This window comes from Tritonibacter sp. SIMBA_163 (genome assembly GCF_046535935.1).
Lineage (GTDB): Bacteria > Pseudomonadota > Alphaproteobacteria > Rhodobacterales > Rhodobacteraceae > Epibacterium > Epibacterium scottomollicae.
On record NZ_JAWJBP010000001.1, the window covers coordinates 359,167 to 379,748 of the forward strand.

General features: G+C 63.6%; 19 protein-coding genes. 15 read left to right on the plus strand and 4 right to left on the minus strand.

Going from position 1 to position 20,582, the window contains the following annotated elements:
- Positions 1-54: 54 nt before the first annotated feature.
- Positions 55-597 (minus strand): winged helix-turn-helix transcriptional regulator, encoded by a 543-nt coding sequence (locus R0J92_RS01630; protein WP_411050507.1) that lies wholly within the window; start codon positions 595-597, stop codon positions 55-57.
- Between the two features lie 39 nt (positions 598-636).
- Between R0J92_RS01630 and R0J92_RS01635 the strand changes: the two genes are divergently transcribed.
- The 13 genes from R0J92_RS01635 (at position 637) to ribD (ending at position 14,357) form a co-directional block, all read left to right on the plus strand.
- The gene (locus R0J92_RS01635; protein ID WP_411050508.1) at positions 637-1,017 is read left to right on the plus strand and encodes a VOC family protein; all 381 of its coding nucleotides are present in this window, start codon (positions 637-639) and stop codon (positions 1,015-1,017) included.
- 306 nt (positions 1,018-1,323) lie between these two features.
- A complete protein-coding gene (locus tag R0J92_RS01640) occupies positions 1,324-2,589 on the plus strand; it encodes a sarcosine oxidase subunit beta family protein (protein ID WP_411050509.1) in 1,266 nt (421 codons plus the stop codon).
- Between the two features lie 66 nt (positions 2,590-2,655).
- A complete protein-coding gene (locus tag R0J92_RS01645; protein ID WP_411050510.1) occupies positions 2,656-2,934 on the plus strand; it encodes a sarcosine oxidase subunit delta in 279 nt (92 codons plus the stop codon).
- On the plus strand, positions 2,931-5,876 hold the full coding sequence (locus R0J92_RS01650) for a sarcosine oxidase subunit alpha family protein (protein WP_411050511.1): 2,946 nt from the start codon (positions 2,931-2,933) through the stop codon (positions 5,874-5,876). The genes R0J92_RS01645 and R0J92_RS01650 overlap by 4 nt, the downstream gene beginning before the upstream one ends.
- Positions 5,869-6,426: a sarcosine oxidase subunit gamma gene (locus tag R0J92_RS01655; RefSeq protein ID WP_411050512.1), complete on the plus strand. Its 558-nt coding sequence runs from the start codon at positions 5,869-5,871 to the stop codon at positions 6,424-6,426. The genes R0J92_RS01650 and R0J92_RS01655 overlap by 8 nt, the downstream gene beginning before the upstream one ends.
- 38 nt (positions 6,427-6,464) lie before the next feature.
- A complete protein-coding gene (locus R0J92_RS01660) occupies positions 6,465-6,824 on the plus strand; it encodes a hypothetical protein (RefSeq protein WP_106162233.1) in 360 nt (119 codons plus the stop codon).
- A gap of 38 nt (positions 6,825-6,862) precedes the next feature.
- Positions 6,863-8,881 carry a DNA primase gene (gene dnaG / locus R0J92_RS01665; RefSeq protein ID WP_411050513.1) on the plus strand — a complete coding sequence of 673 codons (2,019 nt, stop codon included), beginning with the start codon at positions 6,863-6,865 and terminating at the stop codon, positions 8,879-8,881.
- A 165-nt stretch (positions 8,882-9,046) separates the two neighbouring features.
- A complete protein-coding gene (gene rpoD / locus R0J92_RS01670; protein ID WP_317386846.1) occupies positions 9,047-11,047 on the plus strand; it encodes an RNA polymerase sigma factor RpoD in 2,001 nt (666 codons plus the stop codon).
- 256 nt (positions 11,048-11,303) lie between these two features.
- Entirely contained in the window at positions 11,304-11,597 is a 294-nt protein-coding gene (locus R0J92_RS01675; protein ID WP_411050514.1) for a hypothetical protein, read from the plus strand.
- 104 nt (positions 11,598-11,701) lie between these two features.
- Positions 11,702-12,160, plus strand: a complete 459-nt coding sequence (locus tag R0J92_RS01680; protein WP_411050515.1) for a hypothetical protein — start codon at positions 11,702-11,704, stop codon at positions 12,158-12,160.
- A gap of 13 nt (positions 12,161-12,173) precedes the next feature.
- On the plus strand, positions 12,174-12,593 hold the full coding sequence (locus tag R0J92_RS01685) for a secondary thiamine-phosphate synthase enzyme YjbQ (RefSeq protein WP_411050516.1): 420 nt from the start codon (positions 12,174-12,176) through the stop codon (positions 12,591-12,593).
- 148 nt (positions 12,594-12,741) lie between these two features.
- Positions 12,742-13,209 (plus strand): transcriptional regulator NrdR, encoded by a 468-nt coding sequence (gene nrdR / locus R0J92_RS01690; protein WP_106162239.1) that lies wholly within the window; start codon positions 12,742-12,744, stop codon positions 13,207-13,209.
- Between the two features lie 47 nt (positions 13,210-13,256).
- On the plus strand, positions 13,257-14,357 hold the full coding sequence (gene ribD / locus R0J92_RS01695) for a bifunctional diaminohydroxyphosphoribosylaminopyrimidine deaminase/5-amino-6-(5-phosphoribosylamino)uracil reductase RibD (RefSeq protein ID WP_411050517.1): 1,101 nt from the start codon (positions 13,257-13,259) through the stop codon (positions 14,355-14,357).
- A gap of 77 nt (positions 14,358-14,434) precedes the next feature.
- Here the strand turns inward: ribD and R0J92_RS01700 are convergent, their stop codons facing one another.
- The 3 genes from R0J92_RS01700 to R0J92_RS01710 all read right to left on the minus strand — a co-directional run bounded on the left by R0J92_RS01700 (position 14,435) and on the right by R0J92_RS01710 (position 19,006).
- Entirely contained in the window at positions 14,435-16,474 is a 2,040-nt protein-coding gene (locus R0J92_RS01700; protein WP_411050518.1) for a capsular polysaccharide biosynthesis protein, read from the minus strand.
- 6 nt (positions 16,475-16,480) lie between these two features.
- On the minus strand, positions 16,481-17,608 hold the full coding sequence (locus R0J92_RS01705; protein WP_106162242.1) for a polysaccharide biosynthesis/export family protein: 1,128 nt from the start codon (positions 17,606-17,608) through the stop codon (positions 16,481-16,483).
- Between the two features lie 105 nt (positions 17,609-17,713).
- Positions 17,714-19,006, minus strand: coding sequence for a capsule biosynthesis protein (locus R0J92_RS01710; RefSeq protein WP_411050519.1), 1,293 nt, complete (start codon positions 19,004-19,006; stop codon positions 17,714-17,716).
- A 205-nt stretch (positions 19,007-19,211) separates the two neighbouring features.
- Between R0J92_RS01710 and R0J92_RS01715 the strand changes: the two genes are divergently transcribed.
- Both R0J92_RS01715 and R0J92_RS01720 read left to right on the plus strand, forming a co-directional pair.
- Positions 19,212-19,817, plus strand: a complete 606-nt coding sequence (locus R0J92_RS01715) for a riboflavin synthase (protein WP_106162244.1) — start codon at positions 19,212-19,214, stop codon at positions 19,815-19,817.
- A complete protein-coding gene (locus tag R0J92_RS01720) occupies positions 19,817-20,425 on the plus strand; it encodes a hypothetical protein (protein WP_411050520.1) in 609 nt (202 codons plus the stop codon). The genes R0J92_RS01715 and R0J92_RS01720 overlap by 1 nt, the downstream gene beginning before the upstream one ends.
- Positions 20,426-20,582: the final 157 nt, after the last annotated feature.

A 20,582-nucleotide genomic window follows, 5' to 3' on the forward strand; every position in this document is an offset into this window, starting at 1 on the left:
GAGATGTGCCGTTGTCGCGCAATGGCGATATCCCCTCAACCCGGGCCCGCGCGTCTAAGCAAAACCCACGTCGGGCGCGATGACCTGACTGATCCGGCCCCCGGTGTTCACCGCGCTGTAGATGGATCTTGGCGGGCGGGCGACGCTATCAACGCTGCGGCAGACCCAGTCCCGGGCTTCCATTGATTTCAACGACTGCGACAGCGCCCGATCTGTAATCGTCGGCAGCTGTTGCTTGATCTCCGTGAAATGACTCGGCCGGTGCAGCGATGTCAGAACCGGCAACGTCCATGACCGGCGCAGCAGGGGCCAGTCTTCCTCTGTTGCAACATCGCGGATTCTATCGGCAAGGGCCGCGACCGTCTTTCCCAGAGGTGTCAGCCGGAATTCCGGACGCAGCGGGTGGCCGTAGCCCGGGTTTCGCTCAAGAAGGCCCAACTGGATCAGGTGATCCATGCTTTGCGCGAAGGCAGTCCTGCTGGCGCCAGTGGCAGCCAGCAGCGGCGCCTGCCGCCCGGCGACACCCGAATGCAGGCTCGACAATATCGGCAGTGCCCAGGCCCGTGAGGTGATGTTGACAAACAGCTTAATGTCCATAAAGTATAGTTAGTATATTTTGAATCATAAGGAAAGCCCATGTCACTCATTTCCGTCGATCAGACCATAACCCTCGCCATGTCCGTCACCGACCGTCATGCCAGCGCCAAATGGTACCAAAGCATGTTGGGGTTCGAGCTGCTCTATCATGCTGATGACGCGGGCTGGTCCGAGATCCGGACAAACACGCCCGGTGTTGTCATCGGGTTTGGCGAGCACACCAAGCCCGCACCCGGCAATTGTGTGCCGGTCTTCGGGATCGCGGATCTGGACGCGGCGCGGCAGAAGCTGGAACAGGCCGAGGTGACATTTGATGGCGAGACGGATGTCGTCGAGGGCATGGTCAAAACCGCGACCTTCTACGACCCTGATGGCAATGCGCTGATGCTGGCGCAGGATCTGACCGGTGGGAATGGGTAACACGCTGATGCTGTGTGGCATCCCTGCTGTGCCTTGGCCTTGCAGGCACGGCTTCATTTTCACCTGACGCGTGGCGCGGTACCTTCGGGTGTCGCGCCCTGCTGTATTGCCAGCGTCGGCAGGGGCGCGATGGTTTTGCTCTGAAATTGCACTGGACATAAGTGCCCAGTTCGTGGCCATCTGCGCAAGAGAATGCCGCGGTGCTGGAGGCGGGGCTATGACCGGGCGCGCAAACCCGCTAGCACTAGGGCGACAGGGCGTGCCATCGGGCGTGGTGCGGCGTGAAACACCGTTTGGGAGTGGGCCATGGGGATTTCGGATCGATTTTCGGGCTGGCGGGTGCTGAAGGAAGGGCTGACCGGCAACAAGGGCTGGACCTCGCATTGGCGCGACCTGGAACCGAAGCGCGACTATGATGTGGTTATCGTGGGCGGTGGCGGTCACGGGCTGGCCACCGCCTATTATCTCGCCAAGGAACATGGTCTGCGCAATATCGCGGTGCTGGAAAAGGGCTACCTCGGCGGCGGCAATGTCGGGCGCAACACCACCATTGTGCGCGCCAATTATTACCTGCCGGGCAATTCGGAGTTTTATTCCCATTCCCTGAAGCTCTGGGAGGGGATGGAGCAGGATCTGAATTATAACGCCATGATGTCCCAGCGCGGCATCTTGAATGTGTTTCACAACGATGGCCAGCGTGATGCCGCGGTGCGCCGTGCCAATTCCATCATCAATCAGGGCGACGATGCGGAGATCCTCTATCGTGATCAGCTGAAGACGCTGGTGCCTTTCCTCAACTACGACAACAACCGTTTTCCGATCATGGGCGCGCTGTTGCAGCGCCGGGCGGGCACCGCGCGCCATGATGCGGTGGCCTGGGGCTTCGCGCGCGGGGCGGACCAGTTCGGCGTTGATTTGATCCAGAACTGCGAAGTGACCGGCATCGATGTCGAGGGCGGCAAAGTGGTGGGCGTGCAGACCGCGCGCGGACCGATCCGGGCCAAAAAGGTGGCGCTGGCGGCGGCGGGCCGGTCGAGCCAGGTGGCGGCGATGGCGGGGCTGACCCTGCCCATCGAGAGCCATGTGCTGCAGGCCTTTGTCACCGAGGGGCTGAAGCCGGTGATCGACCATGTGATCACCTTCGCCGAGGGGCATCTCTACATCAGCCAGTCCGACAAGGGCGGGCTGGTGTTTGGCAGCTATCTGGATTTCTACAGTTCTTATGCGGCGCGGGGCAACCTGCCGATGCAGGAACACACGATGGAGGCGATTGCGGCCATGGTGCCCGCCGTCACCAAGGCGCGGCTGCTGCGCAGTTGGGGGGGCATCATGGACATGACGCCGGATGGATCGCCCATTATCGACCACACGCCGATCGAGGGACTCTACCTCAATGCGGGCTGGTGTTACGGCGGCTTCAAGGCGACGCCGGCCTCGGGGCATTGCTTTGCGCATTTGATCGCCACCGACCGCCCGCATGAGGCGGCCACGGGGTTCAAGCTGGACCGGTTCCACAGCGGCTATGGTCTGATGGATGAGGAGGGCACCGGTGCGCAACACAATCTGCACTAAGCGCCTGTCGCGCAGATGGGGAGCCTCCGGCGGAGGTATTTTTGAAAAGATGAAGGGGCGGTTGTCATGAGGATCACCTGTCCGCTGTGCGGCGCGTGCGATCGGCGCGAATTCACCTACAAGGGCGCGGCCTTGCCGGTGCCTGCTTTGGAGGCTGGGGTGGCGGAATGGGACGCGCATGTGCATCTGCGCGACAACCCGGCCGGGCCGTTGGAGGAGTTGTGGCAGCATGACATGGGCTGTGGGGCCTGGCTGAAGGTCACGCGCAACACCGCCACCCATGAGATGCTGGGCGTGGCGCTGGCGCAAGACGCGGGCCTTGCGATCAAGGAGGGCCAGTCATGAGGATTTCCGGCAAGGGGCTGGTGTCCGGCAATCGGACCGTCAATTTTTCGTTTAATGGCAAGGATTACATGGGGCTGGAAGGCGACACGCTGGCCTCGGCCCTCTTGGCCAATGACGTGCATCTGGTGGGGCGTTCGTTCAAATATCACCGTCCGCGTGGCATCCTGACCGCAGGTTCCGAGGAGCCCAACGCGCTGGTCAGCACCGGCAAGGGCGCGGCGCGAGATCCCAATATCCGGGCCACCCAGCAGGAGCTGTTCGAGGGCCTGGCGGCGCAGAGCCAGAACTGCTGGCCCTCGGTTGAGCGCGATGTCATGGCGGTGAACGATCTGGCCGCGCCCTTTCTTGGGGCGGGGTTTTATTACAAGACCTTCATGTGGCCCGCGCCCCTGTGGGAGAAGCTCTATGAGCCGATCATTCGGCGCGCGGCGGGGCTTGGGGCCTTGTCCGGGGCGGCCAACAAGGATCCTTACGAGAAGGCCTTTGCCTTTTGTGACCTGCTGGTGATCGGGTCTGGCCCGGCCGGGCTGATGGCGGCACTGACGGCGGGGCGTGCGGGGGCTGATGTGATCCTCGCCGAAGACGATAGCCGCATGGGCGGGCGTCTTCTGGCAGAGGTTGAGGAGATTGACGGCAAGCCCGCGCATGTCTGGGTGGCAGAGGCTCTGGCTGAGCTGGAGGACATGGACAACGTGCGCCTGATGCCGCGCACTGCGGTCACCGGCGTCTATGACCAGGGCACCTATTCGGCGCTGGAGCGGGTCTCGCACCACCTGCCGCCGAGCCAGTCGCTCAAGACCGCGCATCGCCCGCGCGAGTGTTTCTGGCGCATCGCCGCCAAAGCCTCGGTGCTGGCGGCGGGGGCGATCGAGCGTCCCATCGCCTTTCGCAACAACGACCGCCCCGGCATCATGATGGCGGGGGCGGTGCGGGCCTACCTTAATCGCTGGGGGGTGGCTCCGGGCGCGCGGATCACCGTGTTTGCCAACAACGATGACGCCCATCGCACCGCGCGGGATCTGGTGGCGGAGGGGGTGCATGTCACCGCCGTGGTCGACAGCCGCCATGACGCGCCCGACAGTGGCGAATTCCCCGTCATCAAGGGCGCGATGATTTGCGACAGCGCCGGGCGGCAGCGGCTGGAGAGCGTCACCATCCGCAGCGTCAATGGCGAGGAAAAGCTGCAAACCGATTGTCTGGCCGTATCTGGCGGCTGGAACCCCTCGGTGCATCTGACCTGCCACATGGGCGCGCGCCCGGAGTGGAACCGGGAGCTGGCGGCCTTCCTGCCAAAACCGGATGCGGTGCCGGGCATGGTGGTCGCAGGGGCCGCCAATGGGGTGTTTTCCACCCATGGTGCCTTGCAGGATGGCGCGCAGGCCGCCGTCACCGCACTGGCCAGCATCGGCACATCGGTTGATCCTGCGCCTCTGCCAGAGGCCACCGATGCGCCCTACCGGATCAGCCCCTTGTGGGCGGTGCCGGGCAAGGGGCGGGCGTGGCTCGATTTCCAGAACGACGTCACCGTCAAGGATGTGGCGCAGGCGGCGCGGGAGAACTTCCGCTCGGTCGAACATATGAAGCGCTACACCACCCAAGGCATGGCCACCGATCAGGGCAAGAACTCCAACGTGGCCGCATTGGCGGTGCTGGCCGATGCCACCGGGCGCAGCATTGCGGAAACCGGTGTCACCACCTTCCGCCCGCCTTTCGTGCCCACGTCCATTGCTGCGATGGGGGCAGGGGCCGAGGATCAGGGGTTTATGCCGCAACGCTATCTGACCTCGCATAAGGCATCGCTGCAGCGTGGTGCCGCCAATATCGAGGTCGGCCTGTGGTATCGCGCCAGCTATTTCGCCAAGGACGGCGAGAGCACCTGGCGGCAATCCTGCGACCGCGAGGTCACCATGGTGCGCAATGCCGTGGGCGTCTGCGATGTCTCGACACTGGGCAAGATCGACATTCAGGGACCGGATGCGGCAGAGCTGCTGGATCTCGCCTATACCAACCTGTTCTCTACCCTGAAGCTGGGGCGCGTGCGCTATGGTCTGATGTTGCGCGAGGATGGCTTTGTCATGGATGACGGCACCACCGCGCGGCTGGGGGAAAACCACTATGTGATGACCACCACCACCGCGGCGGCGGGGCAGGTGATGGCGCATCTGGAGTACCTCACGCAGGTGGTGCGCCCGGATCTTGATGTGCGCTTCACCTCTGTGACCGATCAATGGGCCCAGTTCTCGGTGGCTGGCCCCAAGGCGCGCGATCTGATCGACGCGCTGGTGGACGAGGACGTCAATAGTGAGACCTTCCCTTTCATGGCCTGCGGGGCGATCACCGTGTCGGGCGTGGCCGGGCGGCTGTTCCGGATCTCGTTCTCGGGCGAACACGCCTATGAGATCGCGGTGCCCGCGCGCTATGGCGACGCACTCTATCGCCTGCTGCTGGAGCGGGCTGAACCCCTCGGCGGTGGCCCTTACGGGATGGAGGCGCTGAATGTGCTTCGGATCGAGAAGGGCTTTATCACCCATGCTGAGATCAACGGCACCGTCACCGCCTTTGACCTCGGCATGCAGGGACTGGTCTCGAAAAAGAAATCCTGCTGGGGCAAGGCTTTGTCGGAACGAGACGGGCTGATGGATGACGACCGGATGCGGCTTGTGGGCCTCAAACCCGTGGGCGCGATGCAGGCGCTCAGCGCCGGGGCGCATCTGTTTGACCCCGATGACACCGTGGAGCGGGTCAATGACCTTGGCTATGTGACCTCGGTGGGGTTCTCGCCGACGCTGGGACATATGATCGGGTTGGCGATGCTGTCGGGCGGGCCGGACCGGATGGGCGATACCATCCGGCTGGTGGATCATACGCGGGGCATCGACACCCTGTGCGAAGTGGTGAACCCTGTGTTCTTTGACCCTGAGGGAGGGCGCGTTCGTGGCTGAAACTGAGATGCAACTTGCCGCACACTCCCCCTGCGCGGGGCTGCTGCCGCTGACCATTGGTGACGTGACCCTCACAGAGGACATGCCCGCCGCCATGACCCTGATCGCGCCCTACAAGGGGCAGGAAAAACCGCTGAGCGATGCGTTGAACGCCGCGCATGGCATGGGGTTTCCCGCGCCCAACCGCTCCACTGGCAAGGCGGAGGCTCGCGCGATCTGGTTTGGCCGGGCGCAGGCGCTGCTGGTCGGCCCCGTGGCCGATCCTAACCTCGCGGCACATGCAGCGCTCACCGACCTCAGCGATGGCTGGGCGGTGGTGCGGCTGGAGGGCGCGCGCGCCGAGGAGGTGATGGCCCGTCTGGTGCCCATTGATCTGCGGCCACAGGTGTTCAAACGCGGCCACACCGCGCGCACGGAGCTGAAACACATGATGGCGTCTATCACGCGGGTCGGACCAAAAGCCTTGCAAATCATGGTGTTCCGCTCTTTTTCGGCGACGCTTGTTCACGATTTGAAAAGAGCCATGGAAGCCGTGGCAGCACGGGGCTAGATTGACAGGGATCACGAAACTGATTCCGGAGCTGATCCATGATCCGCAACATCTTCGCAGCCGCACTTGTGGCCGCGCCCCTCTTCGCCACCCCCGCGTTCTCTGCCGCAGACCTCGGCAAGGAGGAAAGCTGCAAATATCAGGGGCAGGTGATGGCCGCCGTGCAAGCCGCGCGTCTGGACCGGGTGCCCGAGGGCAAGGTCGAAGAGACCATCCGCGCCGCCGAACCGGAGTGGCCGGAGAACTTCTCCAACGCCATCCCGCAGCTGACGCAACACGTCTATCAGATGAAGCGTCGCGACCTGAAGAACATCGACCTGGGCGAGATCTTCGAGACCCAATGTGTGGAAAACTGGGATCAGATTCAGGAAATGAAAAAGAACCTCTCCGGTAGCTGAACCAGCACCTGATGCGCCCCCTGACTGGAGAGATGTGAATGTCGTTGCCGCCCGGATTCCTGGATGAATTGCGCACCCGCGTCAGCCTGTCTGACGTGGTCGGGCGCAAGGTCATGTGGGACCAGCGCAAGAGCCAGCCGGGCAAGGGCGACCTGTGGTCCCCTTGTCCCTTTCACCATGAAAAAACCGCGTCTTTTCATGTGGATGACCGCAAGGGATTCTACTACTGCTTTGGCTGTCACGCCAAGGGCGATGCGCTGAAGTTCGTGCAGGAGACAGAGAATGTCTCCTTCATGGAGGCGGTGGAGATCCTCGCGGGCGAGGCCGGGCTGGAAATGCCCAAGCGCGACCCGAAGGCGGCCGAGAAACAGGACCGCCGCACCCAATTGGCCGAGGTGATGGAGCAGGCGGTGAACTACTTCCGCCTGCAGCTGAAGACCCAAGGCGCCAGCGAGGCGCGCGCCTATCTGGCACGCCGTGGTCTCGACCAGGCCGCACTGGACCGCTGGGAGATCGGCTTTGCCCCGGACGGCTGGCAGAACCTCTGGGATGCGCTGAAGGGCAAGGATGTCGCCGACGATCTGATCCTGGGCGCGGGGCTGGCCAAACCCTCGAACAAGGGCAAGCGGCCCTATGACGTGTTCCGCAACCGGATCATGTTTCCGATCCGCGATGCGCGGGGCCGGGCGATCGCCTTTGGCGGCCGGGCCATGGATCCCAATGACAACGCCAAATACCTGAATTCGCCGGAAACCGAGCTGTTTGATAAGGGGCGCAACCTTTACAACCACGGCCCCGCGCGGGCGGCCTCGGGGCGCGGCAGTACGCTGATCGTGGCCGAAGGCTACATGGATGTGATCGCGCTTGCGGAGGCCGGCTTTGCCTCCTCCGTGGCGCCCTTGGGAACTGCGGTGACCGACAATCAGCTGCAGTTGTTGTGGCGGATGTCCGACGAGCCGGTGATTGCGCTGGATGGCGACACCGCTGGTCTGCGCGCGGCGATGCGGCTGATCGACATGGCGCTGCCGCTCTTGGAGGCGGGCAAATCCCTGCGCTTTGCCATCATGCCGGAAGGCAAGGACCCGGACGACCTGTTGCGCGCCGAGGGCGTCGAGGCGGTGCAGGCGGTGCTGGATCAGGCGATCCCGATGGTGCGGCTGCTGTGGCGGCGCGAGACCGAAGGCCGGGTGTTCGACAGCCCCGAACGCAAGGCAGCGCTGGACAAATCCCTGCGCGAGAAGATCAAGCTGATCCGCGATCCCTCGATCCGTCAGCACTATGCCGAGGACCTGAAAGAGCTGCGTTTTCAGCTCTTTCGCGGCAATCGCGACGGCGGTGGTCGCGGCGGGCAGGGGGGCTCCGGCTATGGCCAGCGTCCCGGAGGCTACCAGCCGCGCTCCCGTGCCCAAGGCGGGTTTCGCGATGGCCGGCGGGCGCCATGGGGAGCCCCGCCAGCGCCGCGCAGCACCACACGCGCCTCGATTGTCGCCTCCGCCGAAGACCATGATTTCGCCCGGGTGCGCGAGGCGGTGATTCTGGCCACCGCCATCACCACGCCGACGGTGATCCCGGAGTTCGAGGTCAACCTGGAACGCATGCAGTGCCTGGACATGGATCACGCCCATCTGCGGGACCTGTTGCTGCGCTTCGGGATCGATGCACCAGAGCGACTGCGCGATGAAATTGCCTATGCTCTGGGGCCGGATGCTCTTGAAAACCTGCTGTCGCTGCGCCATGTGGCACTTAGCCCCTGCGTGCGAAAACCCGGCGATCTGGACATGGCCAGTCTGACACTGGCCGAAGAATTCGCAAAACTCGAAAGCATCGCGGGGCTCAATGCCGAACTGGCGGAGGCCGAAGAGGATCTGGATGGCTTGGCGGATGAGGCCCTGACCTGGCGATTGCGTCAGGCGGCAGAGGCCCGCAACCGGGCTGTGCGCAGCGAAAATGAGGACAAGGCAACTTATGACGTGGGTGAAAACGGGGCGCGGCTCAATCGGGATGAGCGCGATGCCTTCGGGGACCTGCTCAAGCGAATCGGCTTCACGGCAGAATGACGAATCACCGGTATTTTGCGTGGTAAACTGTGGCCACGACGCCGCGGTGTGACGTTTTGCTAAAGAAGCTTGGAGAAAAATTGGGTAAACCGGGTGACGAATCAGATGACCGCTCTACAGATTCGCATCAGCCGAATCGCCCGCAGCCCCTTAGAGGAGCATTGAATGGCCGCCAAAGATACCGACGACCGCAAGCCTGACGACCAGGAGCCGGAAATTTCGCTCGACATGAGCCAGGCCCAAGTCAAGAAGATGATCGCTGAAGCTCGTGAGAAGGGCTACATCACCTACGATCAGCTGAACCAGGTTCTGCCGCCGGATCAGGTCTCCTCCGAACAGATCGAGGACGTCATGTCCATGCTGTCGGAGATGGGCATCAACATCATCGAGGACGAAGAGGCCGAGGAGGAGGAGAACAAAGGCTCCACCGAACTGGTCTCCACCGAAGCCAACCGCGAAGTTGCGGTGGCCGGTGCTGGGTCCGAGAAATTGGACCGTACCGATGATCCGGTGCGCATGTATCTGCGCGAGATGGGCTCGGTCGAGCTGCTGTCCCGCGAGGGCGAGATCGCGATTGCCAAGCGCATCGAGGCTGGTCGCAACACGATGATCCTCGGGCTGTGCGAAAGCCCGCTGACCTTCCAGGCGATCACCATCTGGCACGACGAACTTCTGTCCGAGGATATTCTCCTTCGCGACGTCATCGATCTGGAAACCACCTTTGGCGACCAGATGGACGAAGAGGGCGGCGTGGGCGAACCGGTGGTGGATACCTCTGCCGTGGCGAGTGCGGCCAAGCCGGAAAAAGACAAGGACTCCGGCCCGGAGCTGGATGCCGACGGCAATCCGATCCTCAACAACGACGACGATGACGACGACGATGACGAACAGGCCAACATGTCCCTCGCGGCCATGGAAGCGGCGCTGAAGGATCGCGTGCTGGAAACGCTGGAGCGGATCTCCAACGATTTCGCGATGTTGTCGGAAATGCAGGATCTGCGGATCTCGGCCACCCTCAACGAGGATGGCTCCTTCTCGCAGAGCGACGAGGCGAAATATCAGCAGCTGCGCTCCGAGATCGTCGAACTGGTGAACGGTCTGCACCTGCACAACAACCGCATCGAGGCGTTGATTGACCAGCTCTATGGCATCAACCGTCGCGTCATGCAGATCGACAGTGCCATGGTGAAGCTGGCCGACCAGGCCCGCATCAACCGCAAGGAATTCGTCGAGGCCTATCGTGGCCGCGAGCTGGATCCGAACTGGTTGTCGGAAATGGGCGACAAGCCTGGCCGTGGCTGGAAAATGTTCATCGAACGCTCCACCGACAAGGTTGAAGAGCTGCGCGCCGACATGGCGCAGGTGGGCCAGTATGTCGGTCTCGACATCTCGGAATTCCGCCGCATCGTGCAGCAGGTCCAGAAGGGCGAAAAAGAGGCCCGTCAGGCCAAGAAGGAAATGGTCGAGGCCAACCTGCGCCTCGTGATCTCCATCGCCAAGAAGTACACCAACCGTGGCTTGCAGTTCCTTGATCTCATTCAGGAAGGCAACATCGGCCTGATGAAGGCCGTGGACAAGTTCGAATACCGCCGTGGTTACAAGTTCTCGACCTACGCCACCTGGTGGATCCGTCAGGCGATCACCCGTTCGATCGCCGATCAGGCGCGCACCATCCGTATTCCGGTGCATATGATCGAGACGATCAATAAACTGGTCCGCACCGGCCGTCAGATGCTGCACGAGATCGGCCGCGAGCCGACCCCGGAAGAGCTGGCTGAAAAGCTGCAGATGCCGCTGGAGAAGGTCCGCAAGGTGATGAAGATCGCCAAGGAGCCGATCTCCCTCGAAACCCCCATCGGGGACGAGGAAGACAGCCAGCTGGGCGATTTCATCGAGGACAAGAATGCCGTGCTGCCGCTGGACAGCGCCATTCAGGAAAACCTCAAGGAAACCACCACCCGCGTGCTGGCGTCGCTGACGCCGCGTGAGGAACGGGTTCTGCGCATGCGGTTCGGCATCGGCATGAACACCGACCACACTCTGGAAGAGGTCGGCCAGCAGTTCTCGGTGACCCGCGAACGGATCCGTCAGATTGAGGCCAAGGCGCTGCGCAAGCTCAAGCACCCGAGCCGCTCGCGCAAACTGCGCAGCTTCCTCGATCAGTAAGCACACTGTGTTGCCATGATTTTGAGGGCGTCCCACGCGGGGCGCCCTTTTTCGTTGGTGATTTGCGCGCGGGTGCGCCTGGTGGCGCCCTCATGTGATGCCATGTGAGGGCTGCGCGCCTCAGGTCGGGGCGGGGAGAGCAGCGCGCGGCGCGTTAACCAATCCGGCCTTCTGCATATTGATTAAATCTTTCGATAAATTAACTTCTGTTCGTGGGAGCAGTCGATACACTTGCGCCAAGCACCGGGGGGTGAACATGAGTAGCAGCACTGAATTGACGCGCGCCGTGGAGGCGCTCGATGAAAAACTTGATGCGCTGGACACGATGACGGAGGTGAATTCCTTCCTCGTGGCAGCTTTGCGTGACCATGAGCAGGACCTGAAGCGGATGAGCCCGCAGGAAACCCGCGCGATGTTGCGCCGTAAGGCGCGCGAAAAATACCGCGCGGACGGAGGCGAGGCGCCAAACCCGGCAGCTCTCGACCTGCTGGAAGAGACCCTTGGCACCGGCCATACCGCAGATGTGATTCCCTTCCCGCAGTCGCGCTGACCTGATTTCGGCGCGTTTGTGTCGCGGTGCGGCGCTGCGGCTTGTCCCTCCGGGAGAGCTACACTACATTTTGGGCAACCGGCTTCGGCTACAAGGATATTCCAATGCCCATTCGTCCTCGCATCTTTTCTCGTGTCTTCGTCCTGCCGTTGATTGCCGCGACAGCTGTCCTCGCGGGGTGCAGCGTGCCGCAAGGCTTGGGCCCGCAAGCAGATTACTTCTCCTCGCGCGCGATGGCCCGCATCTACGCGCTGGAGGATGGCAGTTTTGAGGTGGTGCCGGAAATCGGCGCGGAGGGCGCCGCCTACTGGTGTGCCGCCTCGGAATACGCCCGCCGTGCGCTTGGGGCAGGGTGGTCGCAGGACATCTATGTCGCCAAAGGACGCGCGCCCAGCACGGTCAGCGGTCGCATCGACAGTGTGACCTTCACGCTCGCCCCTGTGGCGCGAGAGGGCGGCCCGCGCCCGTTCATCAGTACCTTTGGCTTCAAACCGGGCGATAACTTCAGCGTCTCCAGTGGCGACAGCTTCTGCCGCGATATCGAACCGCTGCCGTTCTTCTGAGATTGCCCCGGTGATGCAGCAACAGGAGCTTGAGGTCGCGACGCGCGGGCAGGGGCTCTATGAGGTAACCCGTGACGTGCAGCGCTTCGTGGCGCACAGCGGCGCTGCGCAGGGCCTGCTGACGCTCTTTGTGCGGCATACCTCCTGTTCGCTACTGATCCAGGAAAACGCCGACCCGGAGGTGCAAACGGACCTTCTGGCCTATTTCGCGCGATTGGTGCCGCCCTCCAGCCACCCCGACATGGGCTATCTGCGTCACACCTACGAGGGGCCGGATGACATGCCCGCCCACATCAAGGCGGCGATGATGCCGGTCAGCCTGTCGATCCCGGTGTCGGAGGGGCAGATGGTGCTGGGCACCTGGCAGGGCATTTACCTGTTCGAGCATCGCGACGCACCGCACAACCGCCGGATCTTTGCCCATCTGTCGTGATAAAGAGGGCGCTCGCGCTCCGGATCGCGCCAAGGTCTTGCGGTTGAATTTCCCCTCTACCCAAACCCTAGCTGCTCCCCTATAGTTGTGGATAACTGCGCAAGCCTGCGCACTAGAACGATTTATCTCGAGGGAAGGGAGCCGGCGGATGCGCTGCCCATTTTGCGGAAATGTCGACACGCAAGTGAAGGATTCGCGCCCGGCGGAGGATCACGTCTCGATCCGGCGGCGTCGGTATTGCCCGGCCTGTGACGGGCGGTTCACCACCTATGAACGGGTGCAGCTGCGCGATCTCGTGGTGATCAAGACCAACGGCAAGCGCGAGGATTTTGACCGCGACAAGCTGGAACGCTCGATCCGCATCTCGATGCAGAAACGCCCGGTTGATCCCGAGCGCATCGACCAGATGATCTCCGGCATCGTGCGTCGGCTTGAGAGCATGGGCGAGACGGATATCGGCTCCAAGAAGATCGGTGAAATCGTGATGGAGGCGCTGGCCCGCATCGACACCGTGGCCTATGTCCGCTTTGCAAGCGTCTACAAGAATTTCCAGGCGGCGGATGACTTTGAGGACTTTGTCCACGAGCTGCGTCCACCGATCCAGCCCGAGACGTAACGCCCGGCCCCGCGGCCTGCCAACAGCCTGGGGAAAGGTCTGATCCAGTGAGCACTCGCGACCATCGTTTCATGGGACTTGCCCTGTCGCTCGGGCGGCGTGGGCAGGGCCGAACATGGCCAAATCCTGCGGTGGGCTGTGTCATCGTGAAGGATGGCCGTGTCGTGGGCCGGGGCTGGACCCAACCCGGCGGGCGCCCCCATGCCGAAGCCATGGCTCTGGCACAGGCGGGCGAGGGCGCGCGCGGCGCCACGGCCTATGTCAGCCTTGAACCCTGCTCCCACCACGGCAAGACGCCGCCCTGCGCCCAGGCGCTGATCGATGCGGGCATTGCCCGCGTGGTCGCCGCCATCGAGGATAGCGACCCCCGGGTCAGCGGTCAGGGCTTTGAAATGCTGCGCGCCGCCGGCGTCACCGTGACCAGTGGCATCCGCGCAGATGAGGCCGGCTTTGATCACGAGGGATTCTTTCTCAAGACAGAACAGGGCCGCCCCTTCGTGACGCTGAAACTGGCCTCCAGCTTTGATGGGCGCATCGCCACTGGATCGGGGCAGAGCCAATGGATCACAGGCCCGGAGGCCCGTCGTGTGGTGCATGCGATGCGCGCCCGCCATGATGCGGTGATGGTCGGGGCCGGGACGGCGCGGGCGGATGATCCCTCGCTCACCGTGCGCGATCTCGGCATCGACGATCAGCCAGCTCGAGTGGTGGTCTCGCGCCATCTTGACCTGCCCTTGATGAGCAAACTCGCCCGCAGCGCCAGGGAGGTCCCGCTCTACCTTTGCCATGGCACTGGTGCCGATGCGGAACGGCTGCGCGCCTGGGAGGGACTGGGCGCGACGCTTTTGTCCTGCAGCGCGCTTGGCACCCAGATCGACCCGCATGACTTGCTGCAACAACTGGGCAGCGCCGGTTTGACCCGGGTGTTCTGCGAGGGCGGCAGCGCGCTGGCCGCGACGCTCCTGGCGCATGATCTGGTGGACGAGCTGGTCGGCTTTACCGCCGGCCTCAGCATCGGCGCCGAAGGCCTGCCCTCGATCGGTGCGCTTGGCATTGGCCGCCTCGCCGAGGCCCCGAGGTTTGAGCTGGTGGAGACCCGCGCCATCGGCGCTGACATCCTGCACCGCTGGCGCCGCCCCCAAAGCTAACGTCATAGCGCCCCCGGCGCCCTCTTCATCTTTTTGAAAATACCTCGGAGCGCGAGGCAGAGCCTCGCATCCTGCGCTCAGCGCCAGAGCGGCGCAAAGGAGGCCAGAAGTCCCTGCAGTTTCGACAAGCTGCGGTTCACGCCACCGGGCGCGGGCAGATCCCCGGCGATCAACCGATCCACCGCAACCTCCGGCGAACAGGGCAGGTTGGACAGGGGGTCAAAATAGCGCGGATAGTCAATCAGCGCTGCGTGGGCCAGGCTCAGGATGCCGGGGCGCACATCGCGCCAGTGCGGCGCTTCCAGCCGGTCGCGGGTCAGCCCCCAGCCGGCATAGAACGGCAGGCCGACGCAGGTCACCGGCACCCGGCGCAACAGCGCCTCGAACCCCAGGAGCGAGGTCATGGTCCAGACCTCATCCACGCTGTCGATCAGCGCCGCCGGATTGGCCTGTTCGGCCACCACATCGGCCCAGCTCTCAGCGGACTTGATGCGCCCCTTGCGCAGGCCCGCCTCTACATCGGGGTGCGGTTTGTAGATCACCACCGCGTTGGGCCGCGCCGCGCGCACTGCTTGCAGCAGCTTCATATTGGTGTTGATCTTGCCCGCGCCAAGCCGGATCGAGGCGTCATCCTCCACCTGACCGGGCACCAGCACCCGGTGGCCCTTGGGCAGATCCGGCAGGTCACCGTCGAGGTTGTATTTCGTCACCTCATGTTTGATCAGCCGCATCACCAGTGTTTCCACTCGCCGCTCCTGCTGCGGCGTCAGGCTCACGCGTTCGCGGATCAGATCGTCCAGATCACTCTGCCGGGTGGGGTCGTAGTAAATGCCCTGCCGGTCCAATACCAGCGACAGCGGCGGCACCAGCTCCGCCCCCAGCCCGCGTGAGCGCAAAAAGCCGTCCTCCAGGTGATGCGCGCCAGCGTGGTCCTTGGTGGCCTTGCTGGCCCAGACCATCCAGTTCTTGCCGCTCTTCCTTGCGGTCTTGGTCTTTTCGGTGAAGGTCATGCGCTTGTGCTGACCAAAGAAGTGCTGCAACGGCGCACGTTTCCACAGCCGCATCTCGGAGGCCGCCCAGCCCGCACGATCCTCGCGCCAGGCGCGCACCTGCGCCTCCAGCGAGTCGATTACCAGCTCCAGCGGGCAGAGCCGGTCGTGATGGGGATCATACCATGTGGGGTAGAGGATCATTGCGGCGGCAAACAATTGCGCGCGTGTCAGGCGGCGGTTCCGGCCGGGCGGGGGAAACTCGTCCTGCGTCAGCCCCCAGCCCGCATAGAAGGGCTGGCCAAAGATGCGCGGCCGATGCCCCGAAAGAATCGCCTCGAACCCCAGCTGCGACGACACGGTGTAAACGCCCACCGCACCCTCCAGCAGCAGATGGGGCGAGACCGGCGCGTCGAACAGCTCCACCCGGTCATTGGCATGGCGGGCATCGAAATAGCCCTCGCGGTGGCCCTGCGAGGTCTCCGGATGGGTCTTGATGAGGATACGCGCACCGGGGTTTTCCTCCTGCGCGAAGGCCAGCATTTCCTGAAACCGCCCCTGATCGGCGCCGGGAAAGGGGATCGAGGCCCTGACCGAGGCATCCTCGCGCAGCTGATCCACCACCAGCACATAACCAGGTTCGGGCGGCGGTACATCCGGGTGAAAGGCGTTGTATTTGCTCAGGTGAGCGTCCTGCAGGCGGGCCATGCAATCCCGCGCCCGTTTCATCAGGGCGCTGTCATCGAGCGGGTGGTCTTTCAGCAGCGTGACCAGGTCGCTCGACAGTGAGGGATCAAAATGCACGCCGGTGCGGTCGATCAACAGGCCCAGCGGCGGCTCGCCCCTGCGGCCCGGATAGACCGAGCGCAAAAAGGCGTCCTCGATCCGCACCAGCGGCGCGCCATGCTCTTCGGCGATCTTGCGGCCCCGGTGGGCGGTGGGACTGTCGCCCCAAATGCCGACCTGATCGCCCTCCTTGGGCAGGCCAAGGCTGATGTCGTACCCGGCGAGATCAAGGATACGCCGGACACGCTTTTGGGTCAGAAAGCCGCCGTTATAGACGAACAACCGGGAGCGTTGGCTCCCGGTTTCTGTGGTGTCTGGATGCGGCGAAGGCGCGTGCATCATGCTGGCTTAGCTGCCGCCGAACAGGGTCTCGACACTGGCGGCGGTGGACAGCGGGCTGGTCAGCAGCGACAGCGTCTTGGTCCACTGCGCATAGGGCGCTTCGGTCACATAGATGGTGTCGCCATCGCGGATCACGAAGTCCCGCGCGATGAACAGACCGTTCGGCTGGGTGAGGTTCAGCACATAGACCATCCGCTGCGCGCCGATCAGATCGTCGCGTCCCAGCACCTGGTTGGAGATCTCTGGCGCCTCGTTGCGGAACACAAACACGCCGGTGGGATCGGAGGCGGTGGCAATGAGCCCGCCAACCTGTGCGATGGCCTCGAGTGCGGAGAGGTTCTGGCTGTCGAAGGGCACACGCGCCTGTGCGGCGGTGGCGCCAAGTGCGGTGAAGGAGCGGGTATCGCCCTCAACCAGGATCTTGTCACCGTTGCGCAGCGCGATATCGAGTTCCGGGTGATCGTAGAGATCCTCGAACCAGATGGTGCCGGTATGGCCGCCGCGAATGACGGAAACCTGTGCAATCTCGGGTTCGATCGCCACACCACCGGCCTGCGCCAGCATGGTGGCCAATGTGCGGGTGGGGCGTTCGATCGGGTAGACGCCCTGTGCGCCAACGGCGCCGGTCAGGCTGACAGTGGCGCCATCACCGGCGAGGCGACGAACCTGCACCTGCGGGTCTGGGGTCTGATCCTCGAGCTTCTTGGTGATCGCTTCACGCAGCTGTTCCGGGGTGTTGCCGGAGGCGCGTACACGACCTGCGTAGGGCACAAAGATATTGCCCGCGCCATCGACCTGCACTTCTTCGAGCAGGGTGGCGTTGGCGCCGGTGCTGGCCAGAAGGCCGTCATCGACGTTTTCCCAGATCGTCAGGCCGAGGATATCGCCGGGACGAATGATATCGGAGGTCAGCACCGATGCATTGGTGAACTGATTGGAAAATCCAAGCGCCGGCACGACGGCGGTTGCGCGGGCGACGCGGTCATTCACGGCGACGACAAAGGCGTCGCCCTGTTTTTGCACGGAGCCTGCAAAGATCTGGCGTTTGCTGGGGCCTACCTTGGGCAGGCCGCATGATGCTGCGAGGGCAACCGCAGCCAGCAAGGCCACGGGGCGCGCCCATCGAAAATGCATGGGTTTCACTGCTCGGTCTCCTCGACCTATTTTTATTTTGCCTCAAGTTTTGAGTGTAAGGTAGCCGAGTGTCACGCGAAAATCCAGCACGACCTGTAGCCGAGGTCAGGTCACGAGGCGCAAGTGTTGCCGTGGCGCTGCTGTGCCGGTGAGGAACGCGTCATAGGGGTCCTCGGACGAGAGCATCATATCGACCACCTGCCGCAACAGCTGTCGCCGTCCGGAGCGCGAGTAGAAGCCGCCGGGAAACTGTGAGGTTTCCAACAAATAGCGGCGATACTGCCGGTAGGCCGGGCCGTCCGGGCGTTTCGGCGCGCGAAAAAACTCCGGCAGGGGCTGGGTGGAGACGAAGTCCGGCTTGTCATAGACCGCGCGGCCAAACACCTTCAGCGGCAATCCACGCCAGAGCACCTGCTGCCCGGCAGTGGAATTCACCGTGACTGCCGTGCGGGCCTCGTTCAGGAGCGCGGCGAGTTTGCCACCGCGCACATAGTGGACTCGCCCCTTGATCCCGTGCTGCGCGGCAAGGCGGCGAAGCTCGCGGCGGATCGGGGTGCGACCATCTTCCAGCGGATGCGCCTTGATCACGAGGTGATGATGCTGCGGCGCGCCTTCGGCAAACCCCGATATCACCAGGTCCAGAAACTCGGTCATGGTGGAGAAGGGCGAATGGGCCTGAAAGGCGCTGTCATGCTCCAGCTGCAGAAGGGCCAGGTGATAGGGAAAGCCACCGCCGGTGATGCGGGCCGTCGCGATCCGACGGTCCAGCGCATGCAGGGGCATCAGCAGCAACCGTTTCAGGTAGAGCTGAAATTCCTTTGTCACCGACAGGGCACGATGGGGGCGGAAGTTCCGGTATCCCCGGTTCCAGAACATCACGAACCAGTGGTAGAGCGCGCCATACATCACATGCTGGCGGGTATCCCCCCAGCGGGCGGGGGGCAGGGGCGTGTCCATCGCGCTTTGGGCCAGCGCCTGTTCCATCTGCGCCACCGGCATCTCCATCAGGCGCGAGTTGCCGTTGGAGCCGTCACGCTCATAGGTGACCCAATAGGGGCGCAGATAGCCTTCTTCGAAGACATGCAGAGTAATGCCGCGGGCGCGCGCGATCTTCGCCGCCTCGGCGTGCACGGGGCGGGTGTCGCCATAGAGCACGATATCAGTGACCGCATGCGTCTGCAGCAGCTCGGAGAGCCGCGCGGGCCATTCGGTCAGCGGATCAGTATAGGCGATGTAGCTCTTGCGGTCCGGCCAGAATACCCGGTCGCCAGCGTTGAAGCCGACCCGGTGCACGCTGCAGCCTGCGGATTGCAACATGCGGCCAAGCGCGCCGAAGAAGGGTCCATGCGGGCCTTGCAGGAACAGGAAGCTGCGTGTTGGGCGCGGGTCTTGCGACATCTGTGCTCGATCTGGCCTCTTGGCGGGCTGTGGGCGCTGCTGAATTTGGCAGCATGGTTAGGGCGGTTTTAACCGCAATCTAGGGTGAAAGTATGACCATATGCTTTCCTTGGGCAAGCAGGCTCTTGAGCCGGGGGCGGGCAGGGGCTAGCTACTTTGCAAGAAGCGCCCGAGGATGGGCGCGCGACGTTGAAGGAGACCGCCCATGTTCACCGGGATCATCACCGATGTGGGAACCATCACCGAGCTGGAGCAGGAGGGCGACCTGCGCGCCCGCATCCGCACCGCCTATGACACCAGCGGCATTGACATGGGCGCCTCGATCGCCTCGGACGGGGTCTGCCTGACCGTGGTGGCGCTGGGGGCGGACTGGTACGATGTGCAGATCTCGGCCGAGACCACCTCCAAGACCAATATCGACGCGGCGGGCAACCACAAGGGCTGGTATGTCGGCAAGCGGGTCAATCTGGAACGCGCCCTCAAGGTGGGCGACGAGCTGGGCGGCCATATCGTCTCCGGCCATGTGGATGGCGTGGCGGAGGTCGTAGGGCTGCGCGACGAGGGCGACAGCACCCGGGTGACCCTGCGCGCGCCCAAGGAGCTGGCCCGGTTCATCGCACCCAAGGGCTCGGTTGCGCTCAATGGCACCTCGCTGACGGTGAATGAGGTGGAGGGCTGCGATTTCGGCATCAACTTCATTCCGCACACCAAGGAAGTGACCACCTGGGGCGATGTCAGCCTGGGGGATCTGGTCAATCTGGAGATCGACACGCTGGCGCGCTACGTGGCGCGGCTGCAGGAGAGCCTCTGATGGCGTCTGGCTCGGGTGCGGGCGCTGGAGTGGGCACAGGATCGGTGCCGGGGCTGGGGCATAATGGCGGCCCGAGCATGGAGCCGGGCATGATCTGGCGCACCCATGCCTGGCGGTCGGCGCAGAAGAAGCTGATGCCCAATACCATTCCCAAGCTGGTGCTGCAAATGCGCCTGAAACGGGCCGCCGAGCTGGGCATGGATTACAAGACCTATGCCAAGGTGCGTCAGACCTCTGGGCAGGATGTGCTGGGGCTGTTGTTCTCCGCCAACGCGCTGGGCCTTCTGCGCGATCCGCATCTGCCCGAGGGCAAGGGCGCGGCGCTGGCGCGGGTGGCGCATGCCGGGCGTCTGGCGCTGGTCTATCGCCCGCTGGCCGCAGAGACGGTGGCCCGCGTGAACACGCAGCTGGACGCAGTGGGTCCGGCGCCGGTCTTCACCGAAGGCTGGGGCGCGATGCGCGAGAAGGTGCAGGGTGTGATGCGCCAGCGCGGCCTGTCCGGTGCCTCGGTGGTGGTGATCGGGGATGCGCCGCTGGAGCGGGAATGGAGCACCGCGGGTCGCGCGGCGGCCTATCTGACCGCAGCGGAATATTTCGGCGCCGCCTGAACCGTATGCGCGGACAGGCATTTGGGCGGGAGCGCTTTGTGGCGTCCCGCTGTGGTCATGAGGTCTGCGATCTGCGCTCATTGTGAAATTAAAGAGGCTGGATCGTCGTGAAGGTCGGCCTTCTGATAGGTGACCTATCTATGGGTGGCCTAAACTA